17 protein-coding genes and 3 pseudogenes are annotated in these 16,455 nt (G+C 37.7%); 16 read left to right on the plus strand and 4 right to left on the minus strand.

From position 1 onward, the window contains the following. Positions 1-107: 107 nt before the first annotated feature. The 10 genes and pseudogenes from C805_RS07780 to C805_RS07815 all read left to right on the plus strand — a co-directional run bounded on the left by C805_RS07780 (position 108) and on the right by C805_RS07815 (position 6,425). A complete protein-coding gene (locus C805_RS07780) occupies positions 108-686 on the plus strand; it encodes a MarR family winged helix-turn-helix transcriptional regulator (protein ID WP_016213252.1) in 579 nt (192 codons plus the stop codon). Continuing rightward, positions 687-1,316 carry a nitroreductase family protein gene (locus tag C805_RS07785; protein WP_016213253.1) on the plus strand — a complete coding sequence of 210 codons (630 nt, stop codon included), beginning with the start codon at positions 687-689 and terminating at the stop codon, positions 1,314-1,316. After that, the gene (locus C805_RS27435; RefSeq protein WP_016213254.1) at positions 1,313-2,650 is read left to right on the plus strand and encodes a radical SAM protein; all 1,338 of its coding nucleotides are present in this window, start codon (positions 1,313-1,315) and stop codon (positions 2,648-2,650) included. Before C805_RS07785 ends, C805_RS27435 begins: the two co-directional genes overlap by 4 nt. A 115-nt stretch (positions 2,651-2,765) precedes the next feature. After that, positions 2,766-2,978 carry a DUF4186 family protein gene (locus C805_RS27440; protein ID WP_371197576.1) on the plus strand — a complete coding sequence of 71 codons (213 nt, stop codon included), beginning with the start codon at positions 2,766-2,768 and terminating at the stop codon, positions 2,976-2,978. Further along, positions 2,968-3,363, plus strand: a pseudogene (locus C805_RS07790) (DUF188 domain-containing protein); the annotation flags it as partial. The gene C805_RS27440 and the pseudogene C805_RS07790, both read left to right, overlap by 11 nt. Continuing rightward, positions 3,350-3,568, plus strand: a complete 219-nt coding sequence (locus tag C805_RS07795) for a hypothetical protein (RefSeq protein ID WP_004058740.1) — start codon at positions 3,350-3,352, stop codon at positions 3,566-3,568. The pseudogene C805_RS07790 and the gene C805_RS07795, both read left to right, overlap by 14 nt. Before the next feature lie 3 nt (positions 3,569-3,571). Then, a complete protein-coding gene (locus C805_RS07800) occupies positions 3,572-4,096 on the plus strand; it encodes an O-acetyl-ADP-ribose deacetylase (RefSeq protein WP_004058741.1) in 525 nt (174 codons plus the stop codon). Between the two features lie 20 nt (positions 4,097-4,116). Then, positions 4,117-4,506 (plus strand): DNA-directed RNA polymerase subunit alpha C-terminal domain-containing protein, encoded by a 390-nt coding sequence (locus tag C805_RS26890; RefSeq protein ID WP_004058743.1) that lies wholly within the window; start codon positions 4,117-4,119, stop codon positions 4,504-4,506. A 338-nt stretch (positions 4,507-4,844) separates the two neighbouring features. Next, positions 4,845-5,378 carry a DUF1284 domain-containing protein gene (locus C805_RS07810; RefSeq protein ID WP_016213256.1) on the plus strand — a complete coding sequence of 178 codons (534 nt, stop codon included), beginning with the start codon at positions 4,845-4,847 and terminating at the stop codon, positions 5,376-5,378. Between the two features lie 150 nt (positions 5,379-5,528). Next, positions 5,529-6,425 (plus strand): helix-turn-helix domain-containing protein, encoded by an 897-nt coding sequence (locus C805_RS07815; protein ID WP_016213257.1) that lies wholly within the window; start codon positions 5,529-5,531, stop codon positions 6,423-6,425. Between the two features lie 90 nt (positions 6,426-6,515). Here C805_RS07815 and C805_RS07820 read toward each other — a convergent pair whose 3' ends face one another. After that, complete coding sequence (locus tag C805_RS07820; RefSeq protein ID WP_016213258.1) at positions 6,516-7,379, minus strand: AraC family transcriptional regulator; 864 nt, start codon at positions 7,377-7,379, stop codon at positions 6,516-6,518. A 199-nt stretch (positions 7,380-7,578) separates the two neighbouring features. Here C805_RS07820 and C805_RS07825 point away from each other — a divergent pair, with 199 nt between their 5' ends. The 5 genes from C805_RS07825 (at position 7,579) to C805_RS07845 (ending at position 14,889) form a co-directional block, all read left to right on the plus strand. After that, positions 7,579-10,617 carry a glycoside hydrolase family 2 TIM barrel-domain containing protein gene (locus C805_RS07825; RefSeq protein ID WP_016213259.1) on the plus strand — a complete coding sequence of 1,013 codons (3,039 nt, stop codon included), beginning with the start codon at positions 7,579-7,581 and terminating at the stop codon, positions 10,615-10,617. Positions 10,618-10,784: 167 nt separating this feature from the next. Further along, positions 10,785-12,182 carry an MFS transporter gene (locus tag C805_RS07830; RefSeq protein WP_004074355.1) on the plus strand — a complete coding sequence of 466 codons (1,398 nt, stop codon included), beginning with the start codon at positions 10,785-10,787 and terminating at the stop codon, positions 12,180-12,182. 351 nt (positions 12,183-12,533) lie between these two features. After that, positions 12,534-13,334, plus strand: coding sequence for a helix-turn-helix transcriptional regulator (locus C805_RS07835; RefSeq protein WP_016213260.1), 801 nt, complete (start codon positions 12,534-12,536; stop codon positions 13,332-13,334). A gap of 161 nt (positions 13,335-13,495) precedes the next feature. Beyond that, positions 13,496-14,308, plus strand: coding sequence for an HAD-IIA family hydrolase (locus C805_RS07840; protein ID WP_003506512.1), 813 nt, complete (start codon positions 13,496-13,498; stop codon positions 14,306-14,308). 32 nt (positions 14,309-14,340) lie between these two features. Then, positions 14,341-14,889, plus strand: a complete 549-nt coding sequence (locus tag C805_RS07845) for a hypothetical protein (protein WP_004058756.1) — start codon at positions 14,341-14,343, stop codon at positions 14,887-14,889. Here C805_RS07845 and C805_RS27445 read toward each other — a convergent pair. After that, a pseudogene (locus C805_RS27445) lies at positions 14,874-15,068 on the minus strand (DUF6783 domain-containing protein). The gene C805_RS07845 and the pseudogene C805_RS27445 sit on opposite strands and share 16 nt — an antisense overlap. Here C805_RS27445 and C805_RS27450 point away from each other — a divergent pair. Next, positions 15,054-15,164, plus strand: a pseudogene (locus tag C805_RS27450) (DUF6783 domain-containing protein); the annotation flags it as partial. The pseudogenes C805_RS27445 and C805_RS27450 overlap by 15 nt on opposite strands. A 189-nt stretch (positions 15,165-15,353) precedes the next feature. Here the strand turns inward: C805_RS27450 and C805_RS07850 are convergent. Together C805_RS07850 and C805_RS07855 are read right to left on the minus strand one after the other, a co-directional pair. Next, the gene (locus C805_RS07850; RefSeq protein WP_004058758.1) at positions 15,354-15,554 is read right to left on the minus strand and encodes a helix-turn-helix transcriptional regulator; all 201 of its coding nucleotides are present in this window, start codon (positions 15,552-15,554) and stop codon (positions 15,354-15,356) included. An 84-nt stretch (positions 15,555-15,638) separates the two neighbouring features. Continuing rightward, positions 15,639-16,373, minus strand: coding sequence for a helix-turn-helix domain-containing protein (locus tag C805_RS07855; protein WP_016213261.1), 735 nt, complete (start codon positions 16,371-16,373; stop codon positions 15,639-15,641). Positions 16,374-16,455: the final 82 nt, after the last annotated feature.

Consider the following 16,455-nt stretch of genomic DNA (forward strand, 5'->3'; position numbering starts at 1 on the left):
GCCATGAACAGGGAGGCATGTGACTCGATGAGTCACATGCCTCCCTGTAATTATCCCTGTAAAAACATAATTATCAGAACCAGTTTTTTGAATTTGGGCAGCAGAAAATGAACTTCAAATTTGATGGATTTGCAGTCTTGACAGGCAGCATAAGATTTGTTACGCTAACAATAGTCAATAAATTGACTATACTGCAATTGACTTTACAGGAGGTGGATGGTATAACAAAGGAAACCAGGAAAAACGCATATCTGTATTGCAAATTTCGGGATGAGCAGCTTGCATTGTATGATGAGTACGCGAAACGTCACGGAATGCTGATGAAAACACTGTTAGTAGTTAATGTTTTATTTTATGATGATTTCTATGGCAGGGGCGGCGTAACACAGACGGAGATTTGCAGGCGCACCTTTCAGTCTAAACAGACAGTCAATCTGATTATACGAAATCTTTTAAGTGAGGCATATGTAACGGTTGAAGAGCGAAAAGAAAATAAACGGGAGAAATTAGTGCGGATAACCGAAGCGGGCAAGGCTTACTGTGAAAAAGTCGTCCGCCACATCACATGGGCAGAAGATACGGCAATGTCCATGTTTACACAGGAGGAGCAAAAACAATTAATTGACCTTTCACGGACGTTTACAAAAAATCTGACAGAACTTATCAATCGGGAAACGGAGGATTAAATGATGGAACTTTACGAAGCAATGAACAGAAGGAAAACGACGAGGGAATTTTTAGATACAGAAGTTGATTTTGAGGTCATTAAAAGAATTTTGGAAGCAGGAAACAAAGCTCCCACCTGGGATCATAACCGTAACTGGCAGTTTATCATTTTAAGAACCGATGAAGAAAAAGAATATGCTTTTTCCGAAGCCAAAGCGATTGCGGATAAATTCGATGCCCACAGGTATCTGAATATGCCCAGACCTTATCAGATTACATTGGGGCAAAAAATGTACGGTTATGCCATGCCCAAACAATATACCATGCTGAAAGAAGCACCGTATGTGATTATACCATTATTCAAGTCAAAGGAATTGAATGGCGAGTATGTTTCCAAATTAAATCCTTTTGCTACTATTTGGTGTGTGATAGAAAATATCTTTTTAGCGGCAACAGCAGAAGGACTGTCCTGCTCCATGCGTATACCGCTGAATAAAGAACACGATATTGTTAAGAAAAAACTGAAAGTGCCGCCGACCTATATGATACCCGTGTTTATCGGTATTGGCTACGCAAATCCCGATGAAGTGCAATTAGAGCAATATAATCCTGATATAGAGAAACAAATCCGCTTTGGGAGATGGAAATGATTATAAAAGAAATTACGGCAAAAAGTATTATATCAAAATCAAATCTGCCCGTCTGTGAGTATGCGGTCAACCCCTATGTGGGTTGTACTCACGCTTGCAAATACTGTTATGCTTCTTTTATGAAACGCTTTACAAACCATCCCGAACCGTGGGGCGAGTTTCTTGACGTAAAGTATTGGGATAAAATAAAAAACCCGAAAAAGTATGCGGGCAGGGAATTGTTTATCGGCTCTGTTACAGACCCATATAATCCCCAGGAAGAAGTCTATGGGCGCACAAGAACTTTGCTGACTGAACTGAAAGGCAGCGGAGCAAAACTCTCTATCGCAACAAAATCAGACCTGATTATGCGTGATTTAGATTTGATAAAGGATTTTCCCGATGTTCGTGTATCATGGTCAATCAATACACTTGATGAAACTTTCAAAGATGATATGGATAAGGCGGTGTCTGTTGAACGTCGTTTTGCTGCTATGAAAGCGTTTCACAGAGCCGGTGTTCGTACTACCTGTTTTATCTCGCCTGTTTTCCCGATGATTACTGATGTAAAAGCGATTATTGGACAGGCAAAAGAATACTGTAATTTGATTTGGCTGGAAAACCTCAATCTCCGTGGCAGTTATACGAGGAAGGTGATTATATTGAGCAATAAGGTATATGTTGATGTACTTGCAGAGTTTTCAAAGGACGGACTGCTCATTCCCAAAGAGATAACATGGGAAGATGGCAGAAAGTATGAGATTACACAAGTAAAAGACAGGGTGTATGAAGAATACAAAAAGTATGTAACAGAGCATGATAAAGCCCCTGATTTACTGGCAGATGAACAGATTGTTGAAGCTGTACTTGATAAGATAAATGAGGCACAAATCTGGATACCTGATGGAGAAATATACGATTATTATCGAAGAAAGAAACCACAACTTCAAAAGAGGCTGGATAATGAAAAGGTGATTAAGTTTAAATCCTATGTCAGTTTTTATAAGAGCATTGTTGATCAGGATAGGGCATCCGTTGTTATATGCAATCTCAAGCATGAGATTATTTACATGAATCCGGCAGCTGTTATCAGCTATGCAAAGAGAGGTGGCGATAAACTTATTGGAAGAAGTCTGTTAGATTGCCATAATCCAGAATCCAGGGATAAAATACAGCAGGTTGTGGACTGGTTTGCAGCAGATGAAAGCCATAATATCGTCTATATTTTTCACAATGAGAAACAGAATAAAGATGTTTACATGGTGGCACTCAGAGACGAGGGTAAGCTGATAGGATATTATGAGAAACATGAATATCGAAATTCAGAAACCATGAAACTATATGATTTGTGGTGATGATATGACTAAGGATGAATGGTACAGGCGGTTATTTGAGCGGCTGGATAATTCCAAGTTCTGAAGCAGTTTCCATCTGAAGCAGAAAGATATTGATTACATAAATGAAAAAGGGTTGGACACAATCAGACAACATGCAAAGGATTTCATTACAAAAAGAGAAGCTCCGTCATATATAGCAAATGAAGGCAAACAGACACCAATGCGTGGTCATCCGGTATTTATTGCCCAACATGCAACGGCAACATGCTGTAGGGAGTGTATCCGAAAGTGGCATAAAATGCAACCGGGAAAGGAACTAAGTCAGGTGCAGCGGATTATCTTGTAGATGTAATTATGACATGGATTCAACGAGAAATGGAGAGAGGTTAGTGCAGATATTTGTAGATGCAGATGCAGTAGATTATAAACTGATCAGCATTTGTCATAAAGGGGATGTAGTAGTATCGCAGGATTATGGTGTCGCTGCTATGGCACTTGGGAAAGGTGTATATGCTATTCACCAATCAGGCAAGTGGTACACGAATGAGAACATAGATCAGATGCTTATGGAGCGACATCTTAACAAGAAGGCAAGACGCAGCTCTCATAAGAATCATATGAAAGGACCGAGAAAGCGTACAGAAGATGATGATGTACGCTTTGCACAGTCCTTTGAAAAACTCATACTGATGGCAAAGTCAAAAGAAGGTGCTCAGAGTGGGACTATTTAAGAAAAAGATAGTTACAAAGACATATGATAAAGAAAATAAGAAACCAGTAATCAAAGCGAGCATATGTAATGGCGAGCAGGTTGCAGGCTTTAAGGACATTCATACAGGTAAGATAGAAGAGGTCATGCTGATTAAAAATCAAGCAGACCTTGATGCATTCAAGAAAATGTATGCAATAGATGAAGAGATAGAGAAGGAATATTAAACAATGTATTTGATTAAGACGATAAAAGGTGACATAACAAAAGTAACAGATGTGCAGACAATCGTAAATGCGGCTAACAATTCACTTCTTGGTGGAGGCGGTGTAGATGGTGCAATTCACAGAGCAGCAGGATCGGAATTTCTGGCGGAGTGCAGGACACTTAACGGATGTGAGACTGGAGAAGCAAAGATAACAAAAGCCTATAATCTGCCATGTGATTATGTGATACATACTGTAGGACCGATATGGAATGCAGGAAGGAATAGAGAAGAGGAACTTCTTGCTAACTGCTATTTTAATTCTATGCAACTGGCAATGGATAATGGAATTAGGTCTATTGCATTTCCTTCTATATCAACGGGAGTATATAGTTTCCCGGTTGAGTTGGCAGCAAAGATTGCAATACATACAGTAAATAGGTTCTTGCAGGATAATCCGGATTGTTTTGATCTGGTGGAGTGGGTGCTATTTGATACTCATACTGAATCGGTGTATGAAGCTGAGGTTGATAAATTATACGATAAATAAAATGACAAAAGGGAGCTTTTATGTACGCTGAAAAAACAGATTATGATGATATTGAAATGTCGAGCAGGTTACGGAATATTCTCAGAAGAAATGGATTTGAGTCATTGGAAGGATTGGGAGAATATCCAAAGGAACATTTTATAAAGTTTCGTAATATGGGACCAACAACATTGCAGGAGCTGTATACGATTTGTGAGAATCAGGGGATAAAACTGCGTAGTATAGAAGATCTGAATGATATGGAGCATGGAGTCAGATTTGATGACTTTTTATGCATGGATGCGTTTAGAATGGGGATAAAAAGCAAAGATGATTTGAGAAGATATAGTCTTGAGGAACTTGAAAATATGTGCCCGAAGGATAAAAGGTTGTTTGTAAGATTAAAGAAGTTGAAAACAATACAGGGGTAATCTTATGTTTAACATGATAATTAGTGGAAACTCAATTTTGTCGGGTGGCAACTGTAAAATTGAAGGTAGTATAGTTGTACTGTTTGTAAATTTGATTTTAATGTTTGGATTTGTAATGGCAAAAAAGAAAAGGGATAAAAATCTATAAATCCAATTTTATTGATCCAAAATCAAGGAAGATTCATAATAAGCGAGAAAACAGAGATTAATTATATGCAGACAAAACTCATCCGGCTTCCTTCAGAGGAGTGGCATTTACCCGTTGAGCAGATTGTTCACTTTAACCACCTCAAAGGATTGGGAGGAAGAAACGCCTATTTGGCATAAAGGAGAATAAAATGGAATACCAGTACAAACTTCGTCCACATCACGGATTGTGTATCTCCTTTTTCTCAGTGAAAAAGTATAATGAAAAATATAAAGAATATATAAAGAAAATAATAGCTGAATTAGAAAACACTTCAATTGTTTGTGTCACATTGCAGTTAGATATTTTTTGTGAGGGATGTTCCAGTAGATTACAAGATGGAAGCTGTAGTGTTGCTGATAAGGTTCGAGAATATGATCAAAAGATTCTTGAATTATGTGGATGGAAAGAAGGAATGCTACTTCCGTATTCTGAATTTAAACAAGCTATTCATGATAATATTTTGTCTTGTAAAAAGTGTGAAATAATTTGTGGTGATTGTGAATGGAGCGAAATTTGTTACATAAATGAAAGAAAAAATAAAAAGCTAATATGTTGGATTAATGAACAAGATAAAATATTGTCTTTCCACCAAGAAGAAGGATTTGTGCAAAAGGAATTTACAGACAGAGACGAGCTTCGATGCTTCTTGCTTGCAGTGTATGGAATATATAGGATACAGTAATAAAAACTGTAAGGTTATATATGAATCCGCTATATAAGCTCTTTCGTTTATCTGGCAAACTAGACAGGCTTAAAAATCATATTCTACCTTCGAGGGGTATGTTTTTTCTCTAAAAAAGAGTACGATCAATATAAAAAAGGAGGTAGATGGATGGATCTTATCAAAATTGGAAAATACATTGCAGGTAAGAGAAAGTCATTGGGGATGACGCAAAAGCAACTGGCAGAAAAATTAGGTATGAGTGATAAGTCTGTTTCTAAATGGGAGAGAGGAATCTGTTTGCCGGATGTATCAGTATACTTAGAATTATGCGGAATATTAGGTATTAGTCTTAATGAGTTCTTGGCTGGTGAAGATATTGAAATAGATAATATTGAAAAAAAATCAGAAGATACATTGATACAGATAACAAAGGACAGTGGCCGCAAACAACGATACTTAAAGAGAATCATTATAGTGCTTCTTATTGTAGTGGGAATATCTATGGTTACTTTTGGATCCATCGTATGTAATAAATTGCGACAACCACAAAACTATATTGAAGCAGTAGATTCAGATAGTATAGGAATGAAAACTGCTGAATTGTTATCAGGAATTGATGGAACAATGATGTTTCGATACAATTCAAGGGATACATTTAAAACGTTATCTATTTATTTGTCAGAATATCAGCTTGGACAACGAGTTTCACATAAAAAAGTTTTGGAACTTTCCTATGAAGATGTGAAATCTTCCACAAATGGATTGATTGTCATTACACCGGATTTTGATAATTTTACTGCAAAGCTCATCGCAGCAGATAAATATTCAAAATATATGACAGAAATACCAATTTTGGAGGGAGTTACAAACAGGGAATATTATGGAAGATCAGCAACGTCTATTGAAAACAAATGCAAGATAGAGTATGGAACAGAGCAAGGATTAGCGGCACTGATTTATGGAGAAAAGGGGTTAAGTTCGTTGCCAATACAGGATATTACAGGGGAGCATATAGATACCGATAATGAGTACATGTATTACTATTCGGTTGAATTCATAAAATAGCACTAATAAAAAGAAGAGGATGTCACGTAATCTGCTTTGATTCGGTGGCATCCTTTTTTGGCATTTGGTTTTTTACGGGCATTATAGATTTCATAACTTATTTCTTATTTTTCTGTATTCTCTTGGCGAATATCCTTTCAGCTTGTGAAAAAGCCGGCTGAAATAAAGCTGGTTATCATATCCGACAATCTTAGAAATCTCATTGATGGAATAAGTTGTTGTTTCAAGTAACATCTGAGCATTGTTGATACGGATTCCCACAATGAATTGCATTGGTGTAGAACCGGTATATTTTTTGAAATTTCGGATAAACCAGCTGACACTCATGCCTCGTGAGGCAGCATAATCATCAATATTGATATTTTGATTGTAGTTTTCACTGAAAAAGGTAACAGCATTATCCATCTCATGATCAAGATATTCATTTTTTAATATGTGCTCTCTTGTCAGTTCCCGGTGGAAACTGATCAGAAGATGACGTAGCAAAAGGACAAGCATTTCCTCATAATTGTCTTGACAGCGTTGGAGCTCGATAATGATACGTTTGAAAATTTGTTCATATTCATTAGATGTACCCACTTGAAAGACACGTTCTTTATCCGGAAACCCATATTGACGTAAGATATTTTTCACATTGCTTCCTGTGAAGTGAATCCAGTATACTTCTGTCTTATCTTCTCCGTAATATTCATATTTTTGGAGTTCTTTCGGTCTGTACAGTACAATGTTGCCGGCTGGAACAATCGTTTCATTATTTACATTATCAAAATGAAAATGCCCACAACCAGCAGTGATATATATAATCTGATAATCCAGACGACCCCTTGGACGGTAGGACGGAAGTTTGGGATGTCTGGAAAGACGGTAAGTACCACAGCTACCGACAATCAGCGGACGACTTTTGTCTTTGAAATCCATATGTGAGTGGTTCAAATAACCGGTGTTCAAATGCATAGGACAGCACCTCTTTTCGTACTTTTTATCATTGTATCATTTAGTGCATATTTTGTCTAATCCAATTCATAGACATATTTTGCGAATTAGGATAAGCTATATATAGCATAACTAAGGAACGTAAACAAAAAGTAAAGTATAAGGTTTGCTTTAGGAAAACAAAGAACAAAAAAGTATATGTATTGGAGGAGAGCTATTTATGATCGTACCACGTTATTATGAAAATCTAAGCGTACTGCACGAAAACACAATGCCAGCCAGAGCCTATTATATTCCGGCATCCAGAAGAATGGATAACTTGGTGGAACACAGAGAAGAGTCAGATCGTATGCAGTTATTGAATGGAACTTGGAAATTCCAGTATTTTAACAGCATCTATGACATTAAGGATTCTTTCTTTGAGAAGAATTATGATACAGAAAATTTTGATGAGATTCAGGTTCCAAGTGTATGGCAGATGGCTGGATATGATACACACCAGTATACAAACATCCGGTATCCATTTCCGTTTGATCCACCATATATGCCACAGGACATTCCGTGTGGAGCCTATGTACATACTTTTGAGTACAGTAGAGATGAGAAAGCGCCAAAATCTTTTTTGAACTTTGAAGGAGTAGACAGTTGCTTTTACGTATGGATCAATGGCTCTTACATAGGATACAGCCAGGTTTCGCATATGACCAGTGAGTTTGATGTTACCGATGTACTTCAGGATGGAACGAATACGGTGGCAGTGTTGGTAATGAAGTGGTGTGATGGTTCCTATTTGGAAGATCAGGACAAATTCCGTATGAGTGGTATTTTCCGGGATGTGTACATTTTGAAACGCCCAAAACAGGCAATCAGTGATTATCATATTAAAACAAGAATTGAGGATATGCTTGCGAAAGTAGAAATTGAAATGAAATTCTACTCTCCGTTAAATGTAAAAATTTCGATTGAAGATAGAAACGGAGCAGTTGTAGCACTAGGAAGTATTGCTGAAGAAGGAACAGCTGTATTAGAAATCGCAAGTCCGGAACTTTGGAATACAGAAAATCCATATCTATATAAACTGATTCTTGAAACAGAGAATGAAGTAATTGTAGATCACATTGCATTAAGAAAGATAGAGATTAAAGACCAGGTTATTTATTTAAATGGACAGAAGATTAAATTCCGTGGTGTCAATCGACATGATTCTGATCCGGTTACTGGATTTACAATCAATCCGGAACAGATTACAACCGATCTTACGTTAATGAAGCAGCATAATTTTAATGCGATCCGTTCCAGCCACTATCCGAACGCACCATTTTTCTATGAAATGTGTGACAAGTATGGATTCATGGTAATAGATGAAGCAGATATTGAAGCTCATGGTCCATTTATGATCTACAGAAAAGAAGACACTGATTACAATCGGTTCAAACGATGGAATGAGAAGATTGCAGATGATCCGGTATGGGAAGAGGCAATCGTTGATCGCGTAAAACTCATGGTGGAACGTGACAAAAACCGTTTCTGTATTGTTATGTGGTCAATGGGAAATGAGAGTGCTTATGGCTGCAACTTTGAAAAAGCACTGGAATGGACAAAGAATTTTGATCCAGACCGTATCACACAATATGAGAGTGCAAGATACCGTAATTATGATGAAACATATGATTACAGCAATCTGGATGTGTACAGCCGGATGTACCCAGCGCTTTCCGAAATTCAGGAATATCTGGATAAAGATGGAAGCAAACCCTTCCTTTTGGTAGAGTACTGTCACAGCATGGGAAACGGACCTGGAGATTTTGAAGATTACTTCCAGATGATTCAGGATAATGATAAAATGTGCGGCGGCTTTGTCTGGGAATGGTGTGACCATGCGATTGCTCATGGAACTGCTGAGAATGGAAAGACTATATATGCTTATGGGGGCGACCATGGCGAAGAAATTCATGATGGCAACTTCTGTATGGATGGATTAGTATATCCGGACAGAACGGTACATACAGGACTTTTCGAATACAAGAATGTTTATCGCCCGGCAAGAGTTATTTCCTATAACAAAGAAAGCGGAGAACTGGTGCTTCATAACTACATGGATTTTGATGACTTGAAAGATTATGTGAAGATTAGTTATGAGCTGACACAGGATGGTCTTGTGATCAGCAAAGGCATACTTCCGGAGTTTTCTGTGGCACCACACGGGGAAGGAAAAACAAACCTGAAGATCAATGTTCCAGAGAATGGGAAATGTTATTTAAAACTTATTTACCATCTGAAAAAAGAATTGCCACTGTTGGATGAAGACCATATTCTTGGATTTGATGAAATTGAGGTAAGTAAAGAGGATACAAAATGTAAACTTGCAGAGAAATGGATACCAAAAACAGTAGTGGACTCTGAATTACAGGTAAATGAAAATGATACACAGATTCATATCAAGGGGCGTGAATTTGCTTATACCATAGACAAACGTACTGCACTCTTTACAGAGATGAAATTCGCAGGGCGGGAATACTTGAACCATCCGATGGAATTAAATATTTGGAGAGCTCCAACAGATAACGATATGTACATCAAGTCTGAATGGAAGAAAGCCCACTATGATAAGGCTTACACAAGAGCCTATACGACAGAGGTTGTGCAGGGAAAACATGGTGTGAAGATTACAAGCCATGCTTCCGTTGTGGCAGAGACAGTACAGAAGATTCTTGATGTGACGATTACATGGAAAATAGAAGCTGCTGGAAAGATTGATGCAGATATTGCAGTAACAAAAGACGATGAATTCCCGGATCTTCCGAGATTTGGTGTGAGGATGTTCCTGGATAAAAAACTTTCAGCTGTAAGATACTTTGGAATGGGACCACAGGAAAGTTATTGTGATAAACATCAGGCTGCGAGCCACGGTTTGTACCGGGCAGATGTAGGGGATTTACATGAGGACTATATCCGTCCACAGGAAAATGGAAGCCATTATGATTGTGAATATGTAGAGCTTAACAACAGCCGATATGGAATTGTGGCATCCGCAGAAAAGGCATTTTCATTCAATGCTTCTTATTATACACAGGAAGAACTTGAGAAGAAAACGCATAATTATGAATTAATAGAATCAGATAGTGTAGTATTCTGTGTTGACTACGCATTAAATGGCATTGGTTCTAATAGTTGTGGTCCAGTTGTATTGGAGCAGTACCGATTTGATGATGTATTATTCCGGTTTCAGTTTACACTGATACCGTATGTAAAGGGATAATAAAGTTTCATGTAACCCGTAAACAAGGAAAGAGAGTCTGATTGTAATGTAAAGTCCGGATATACAGAGCAATCAGACAAAATCAGAGAAAAAAACAGAATTAGATATCATACGGTTAGCCATATTGAGATTCTAAGTGCGATGAAGATGAGGAGCAAAGAAATTCGATGGAAGAAAAAAAGTATTTGAAATGGTATAACAAAATTGGATACGGATCAGGTGATATTGCAGGTAATGTAGTCTATGCGTTCCTGACATCTTTTATGATGGTCTATCTGACGGACTCGGTAGGACTTGCTGCAGGTGTCGTGGGTACCCTGATTGCCGTATCAAAACTATTTGATGGTTTTACGGATATATTTTTTGGAACAATGATTGACAAAACACACAGTAAAATGGGAAAAGCGAAACCCTGGATGCTATACGGATATATTGGTTGTGCCATTACGCTGGTCGGCTGCTTTGCAGTACCGGTGAGTTTGGGAACAACGGCTAAATATGCATGGTTCTTTATTTCTTATACGCTGTTAAATGGTGGGTTTTATACAGCAAACAATATTGCTTATTCAGCACTTACGTCACTGATTACAAAGAACAGCAAAGAGCGTGTACAGATGGGATCTTACCGTTTTATTTTTGCATTTTCAACAAGTCTTCTGATTCAGGCGATTACAGTTGGATTTGTAGATAAATGTGGTGGAGATGCTGCGGCATGGAGAACGGTTGCTATTATCTATGCAATCATTGGTCTGGTCGTAAATACGATTTCAGCACTTTCTGTTAAGGAACTTCCGGAGGAAGAACTTAATGAAGGAGAAGTAAAGAATGATAATGAAAAGTATGGAATGGTACAGGCATTCAAGCTTCTTGTCAAAAACAAATATTACATGATGATTTGTGGAACATATATTTTACAGCAGTTATATGGTGCCATGATTGGAGCTGGCATTTATTACATGACATGGGTACTGAAAAATAAGAATTTGTTTGGACAATTTGCATGGGCAGTAAATATTCCACTGATCATTGCCCTGATTTTTACACCGACATTAGTTGGTAAGTGGAAAGGCATGTATAAACTGAACTTAAGAGGTTATGTCTTAGCAGTCATCGGTAGAGCACTTGTTGTTGTTGCCGGATATATGGGTAGTGTTCCGCTGATGATGGCGTTTACAGCTCTTGCAGCCTTAGGTCAGGGACCATGGCAGGGAGATATGAATGCTGTTATTGCATCCTGCTCTGAATACACTTATCTTACACAGGGAAAGAGAATTGATGGAACGATGTACTCTTGTACTTCTCTTGGTGTAAAAATCGGTGGAGGTATTGGAACCGCTGTTGTTGGATGGATGCTTGAGCTCAGTGGATATGTCGGAACAAATGCAACTCAGCCACAGTCTGCACTTGATATGATGCAGTTCATGTATCTTTGGCTTCCGTTAATCTTTGATGTATTGATTATGTTTGCACTTTCAAGAATGAATGTTGAAGATGCAAATAAAAAACTGAAAGCAGAAAAAGGAATTGCTGCAGATGAAGTAACAGATGCATCAGACATAAATTAGAATTGACAAGAGAAAGCGTTGTCTGATCGTTGTTCGATGAGACAGTGCTTTTTTCTATAATATAAAGTGATAGAACTGTATTTTGAAAATAAAAAGGACCACTTCATTTTTATGAAATGGCTTTAAGAAAATATTCAGTTTTCACAAAATAGTCCTTTTAGTATTTATACATGGTAAGGATGCTCAAAATATTCAGTGTAGAATACTAAAAGGTCATTCAGATATTTTTTTAGGTTGCTCATTTGCAATTCCTCCTTTCCTTATTTACAAGTTGATTATAAGATAGGTGTAAAAGGATTGCTTGCCAAATCGAAAGAAGATATAGACAAATGTTGCAAAGGGGAGTATTTCATGCAGTTAAAATATGTTGACACAAAAGAGGAGATCATAGCAATAAATAGGAAGTCAAAACATATTGAACCACATCTTCATAATGCATTGGAGATTGTTTGTGTAACAAGTGGAGCATTAGAACTTGGTGTCGGACAGGAACTATATCATATGGATAAAGGAGATATAGGCTTTGTATTTCCAGATGTTATTCATCACTATCAGGTACTGACACCCAGTGTAAATAAAGCGACTTATCTGATTGCATCGCCATTTACGATTGCCAAATTTGCAGATATCATGCAATCCATGGCTCCTGAATACCCGATCATCAAAGCGGAAAAGGTTGAACCGGAGGTATATAGGGTTATAAATGCGATTTTAGAGACAGAACAGTCGGATATTACTGTTGCACAGGCATATCTTCAAATTGTGTTGGCACGCTGCATAGGAAAATTAAATTTGGTAGAAAAGAGTAATGTGGGGAGCAACGATCTTATTTACCAGACAGTTTCCTATATATCAGCAAATTTTAAGAAGAAATTTTCGCTGGAAGAGATGGCAAAAGATCTGGGGGTGAGCAAATATGTTTTATCCAGACTCTTTTCCAAAACATTCCATAGAAACTTTAATCAATATCTTAACGAGGCAAGGCTGAACTATGCATGCCAGCGTTTGGAAAATACGAGTGATTCTATTACAAACATTTGTCTGGATAGTGGATTTGAAAGTCAGAGAACATTTAACCGAGTATTTAAAGAAAGATATAAAATATCACCGAGTGATTATCGGAGTATTTGTGTGAAAGAGATGTTGTCATAAAAGGTTCTGTTGATAGAAATATTTACTTCGATTTCACAGTACTATGTATTTGATTTTATGTGTGGATGATATAATATGAAAATATTTGTAGAAAATAGCGCTTTATTTTATTATGAAAAGAGCAAGGTGTATTCTAAAGAAACAAGAAAGGCAGGGCGCATATGAACATGAGAAAATCCATAATCGATTTTAATGAAAAAAAAGGATTCATCTGTGATATGGATGGTGTGATTTATCATGGCAATCAGATATTGCCAGGTGTTCCAGAATTCATCCAGTGGTTGCATGATGAAAAGAAAGAATATTTATTTTTGACAAATAATAGTGGATATACACCACGGGAATTAAATCAGAAACTGGCAAGGATGGGACTTGATGTGCCAGAAGAACATTTTTATACCAGCGCATTGGCAACAGCCGCTTTTTTAAAGGAACAGGCGGCAGGCTGTTCAGCATTTGTGATAGGAGAAGCTGGTCTCTTAAATGCACTTTATGACGTTGGCATTACAATGAATGATGTAAATCCGGATTATGTTGTTGTGGGAGAGGGACGTTCCTATTCATTGGATACTTTAACGAAAGCAACGAATTTAGTTCTGAAGGGAGCTAAGCTGATTGGAGCAAACTCGGATGTTTCCGGACCGATCGAGAACGGAATCGCTCCTGCCTGTCGTGCATTGATTGCACCCATTGAAATGGCAACAGGTACACAGGCATATTTCTGTGGGAAACCGAATCCACTGATGATGAGAACAGGATTGAATATGCTTGGATGTCATTCAGCAGAAGCTGTAATGGTTGGGGATCGTATGGATACAGATGTGATTTCAGGAATGGAAAGTGGTATGTCTACTGTATTGGTTCTCTCTGGATGTTCAACGAAGGATACACTCAAAACTTATGCTTATCTTCCGACAATGGTATTGAATGGAGTGGGAGATATCGCCAGTATGGCAAAAGCAAAAGAGGAATAGTGTGATTAGGCAAATACCAGGAGGTAAAGTATATGATGAAACTTGATAATTTTGTAGGAATGATGACAGGACATTTTGATAATAAGGATCAATTTAAGAAAATGCAGGCAGAGGGGAAAACATATCCATATGCGGAACATGTAAATACAATCTGTAATGACAAAATAAATAACCTTCCTGAAGATTTCAAAGGAAAATTTGTTGTTGAAGAGAGTTATTATGAAATTAATGGGAAACGTCATGCATCTCCACATCTTTTCCTTATCACGGAAATAGAACAGGGAATTTTACTTTCTTCTTATGAAATTCCAAAAGGAGAAGATAAAAATACATTTTCATATGATTCTATGAAGAATGTTGATTACTCTAAACTAGAAAAATCTGAAAAATTTACTCCGGCACTTTATCATGAAAAGGACGGAATCTGGGAGGGAGGCAGCACAAGCCAGTTCTCTCCGGTAATGACATTCAAACTTTGGGAAAAGTTTTCCAACAATTTTCTGGAAGTATCAGAAAGCATGGAAGTTAATGGAAAGAGAACTTTTGGATATGATGAACCAATAATTTATAAGCGTGTATAATCAAAGGTCTGCACATTGGGATAGACTTCAGTTTGTTTGTAAAAGAGCATTGAAAGCAAGTGCAAAAGCTGGCGGAGCGTCATTGATGATATACTAGAGCGTGTTTGAAAATTCATTCCCGCCAGATGCACGCCCCACTTCGCGGGAGATTTGAGCCAAATTCAGGTTACATAGCCCACTATGCACCCTTCATTTGGCTCAAATCTCCCACAAATTGTGACGCACATCTGTCAGAAAGCAATTTTCAAACACGCTCTAGAAGGGTAAGCAGATAAGTAAAATTTGTAATATTACAGATTGGAATAGAGGGACTCTGAACAGGAGACTATGAGAAAATCTCTGTAAATTAGATTCTTCTATGATAATGAGGGTGAGAAGCTTACAAATCAGGCTTTTCACCCTTGTTTTATATATAACAGTTATTGCCAGGCATGTCCTGAACAGGGAATCTCTGATTCCCCAGTTCAATCCGCTACATGAAATACATCTTCTACCAGCATATTAAAGTACTTTGATATCCGCAGCATAAATTCGGCAGATGGGGTACTGTCCCCACGTTCTATCCTGCCGACAGTTTTGGTACTGTATCCGATAGCAGCGGCAAGGTCATCCTGGTAAATGCCTCGTTGTTCACGGATTTCTCTGATATTATTGGTAACCGCCATAAAGATCCCTTCTTTCAGTTCTATAGATATTTTCTTATTGTCAATTATGCAAAATAATGTGTCCAATAAAAAGGACTTGCAATTTTATCGGCAATGTCCTGTGATAGCAGAAGCATCAGATTTTCCAAGAACTTTTCCAAATATGTCTAAGCGGTCATTTTCACTAACCTTGATAGGTGCATACTTTTCATTAAGTGAGATAAGGAAAATTCCGTCTTTATCGTTTTGTAATTTCTTAATATAGGCTTCTCCGTTTAGAGCGAAGATGCCGATTTCTCCATTAGCAACAGATTCCTGTTGTAATACCCATGCAATCTGACCATCGTGGAATTCAGGTTCCATACTGTCACCACTAATGCGTACACCGAAAGTAGTATCTTCCGGCAGGATAAATTCATCTATGCGTACAGTATCTTTCGGTCCGTCTATAAGGAAGTTACCGGTTCCGGCTGATACGGCATTTTCAAAAATATCAATGCTACGGAATGGAATTATCTTAGCAGTCTGCTTTTCATACATTCCGGATGCGTGGAGCAGATTGATATAATCCATAGCTTTTTCCCTGCCTTCATCAGTTAGTGATGAGAAAGAATCGGCAGGATTTACTCCAAAATATGCTTCATACATGTTAGTAATACCAAGGATTCTACACACTTTGTAAAATATGGTAACGCTCGGCTCAGCAAGATTTCTCTCCCAGTTGGATATGGCTTTATAGGAAATGGTAATGCCTTCCTTTGCCAGTTCATCAGCGAGATCCTGTTGGAGCAAGCCTTTCTTTTTTCTATATGTTGAAATGATTTCTCCGATTGAGTACATACATACGCCTCTTTTCTTTCATTTTGTTGATTTCAAATGTCTCTTTTCACTCCATAGTATATAGCAATAGTGCCAATTATTC

It is taken from the genome of Eubacterium sp. 14-2, assembly GCF_000403845.2.
GTDB lineage: Bacteria > Bacillota > Clostridia > Lachnospirales > Lachnospiraceae > Petralouisia.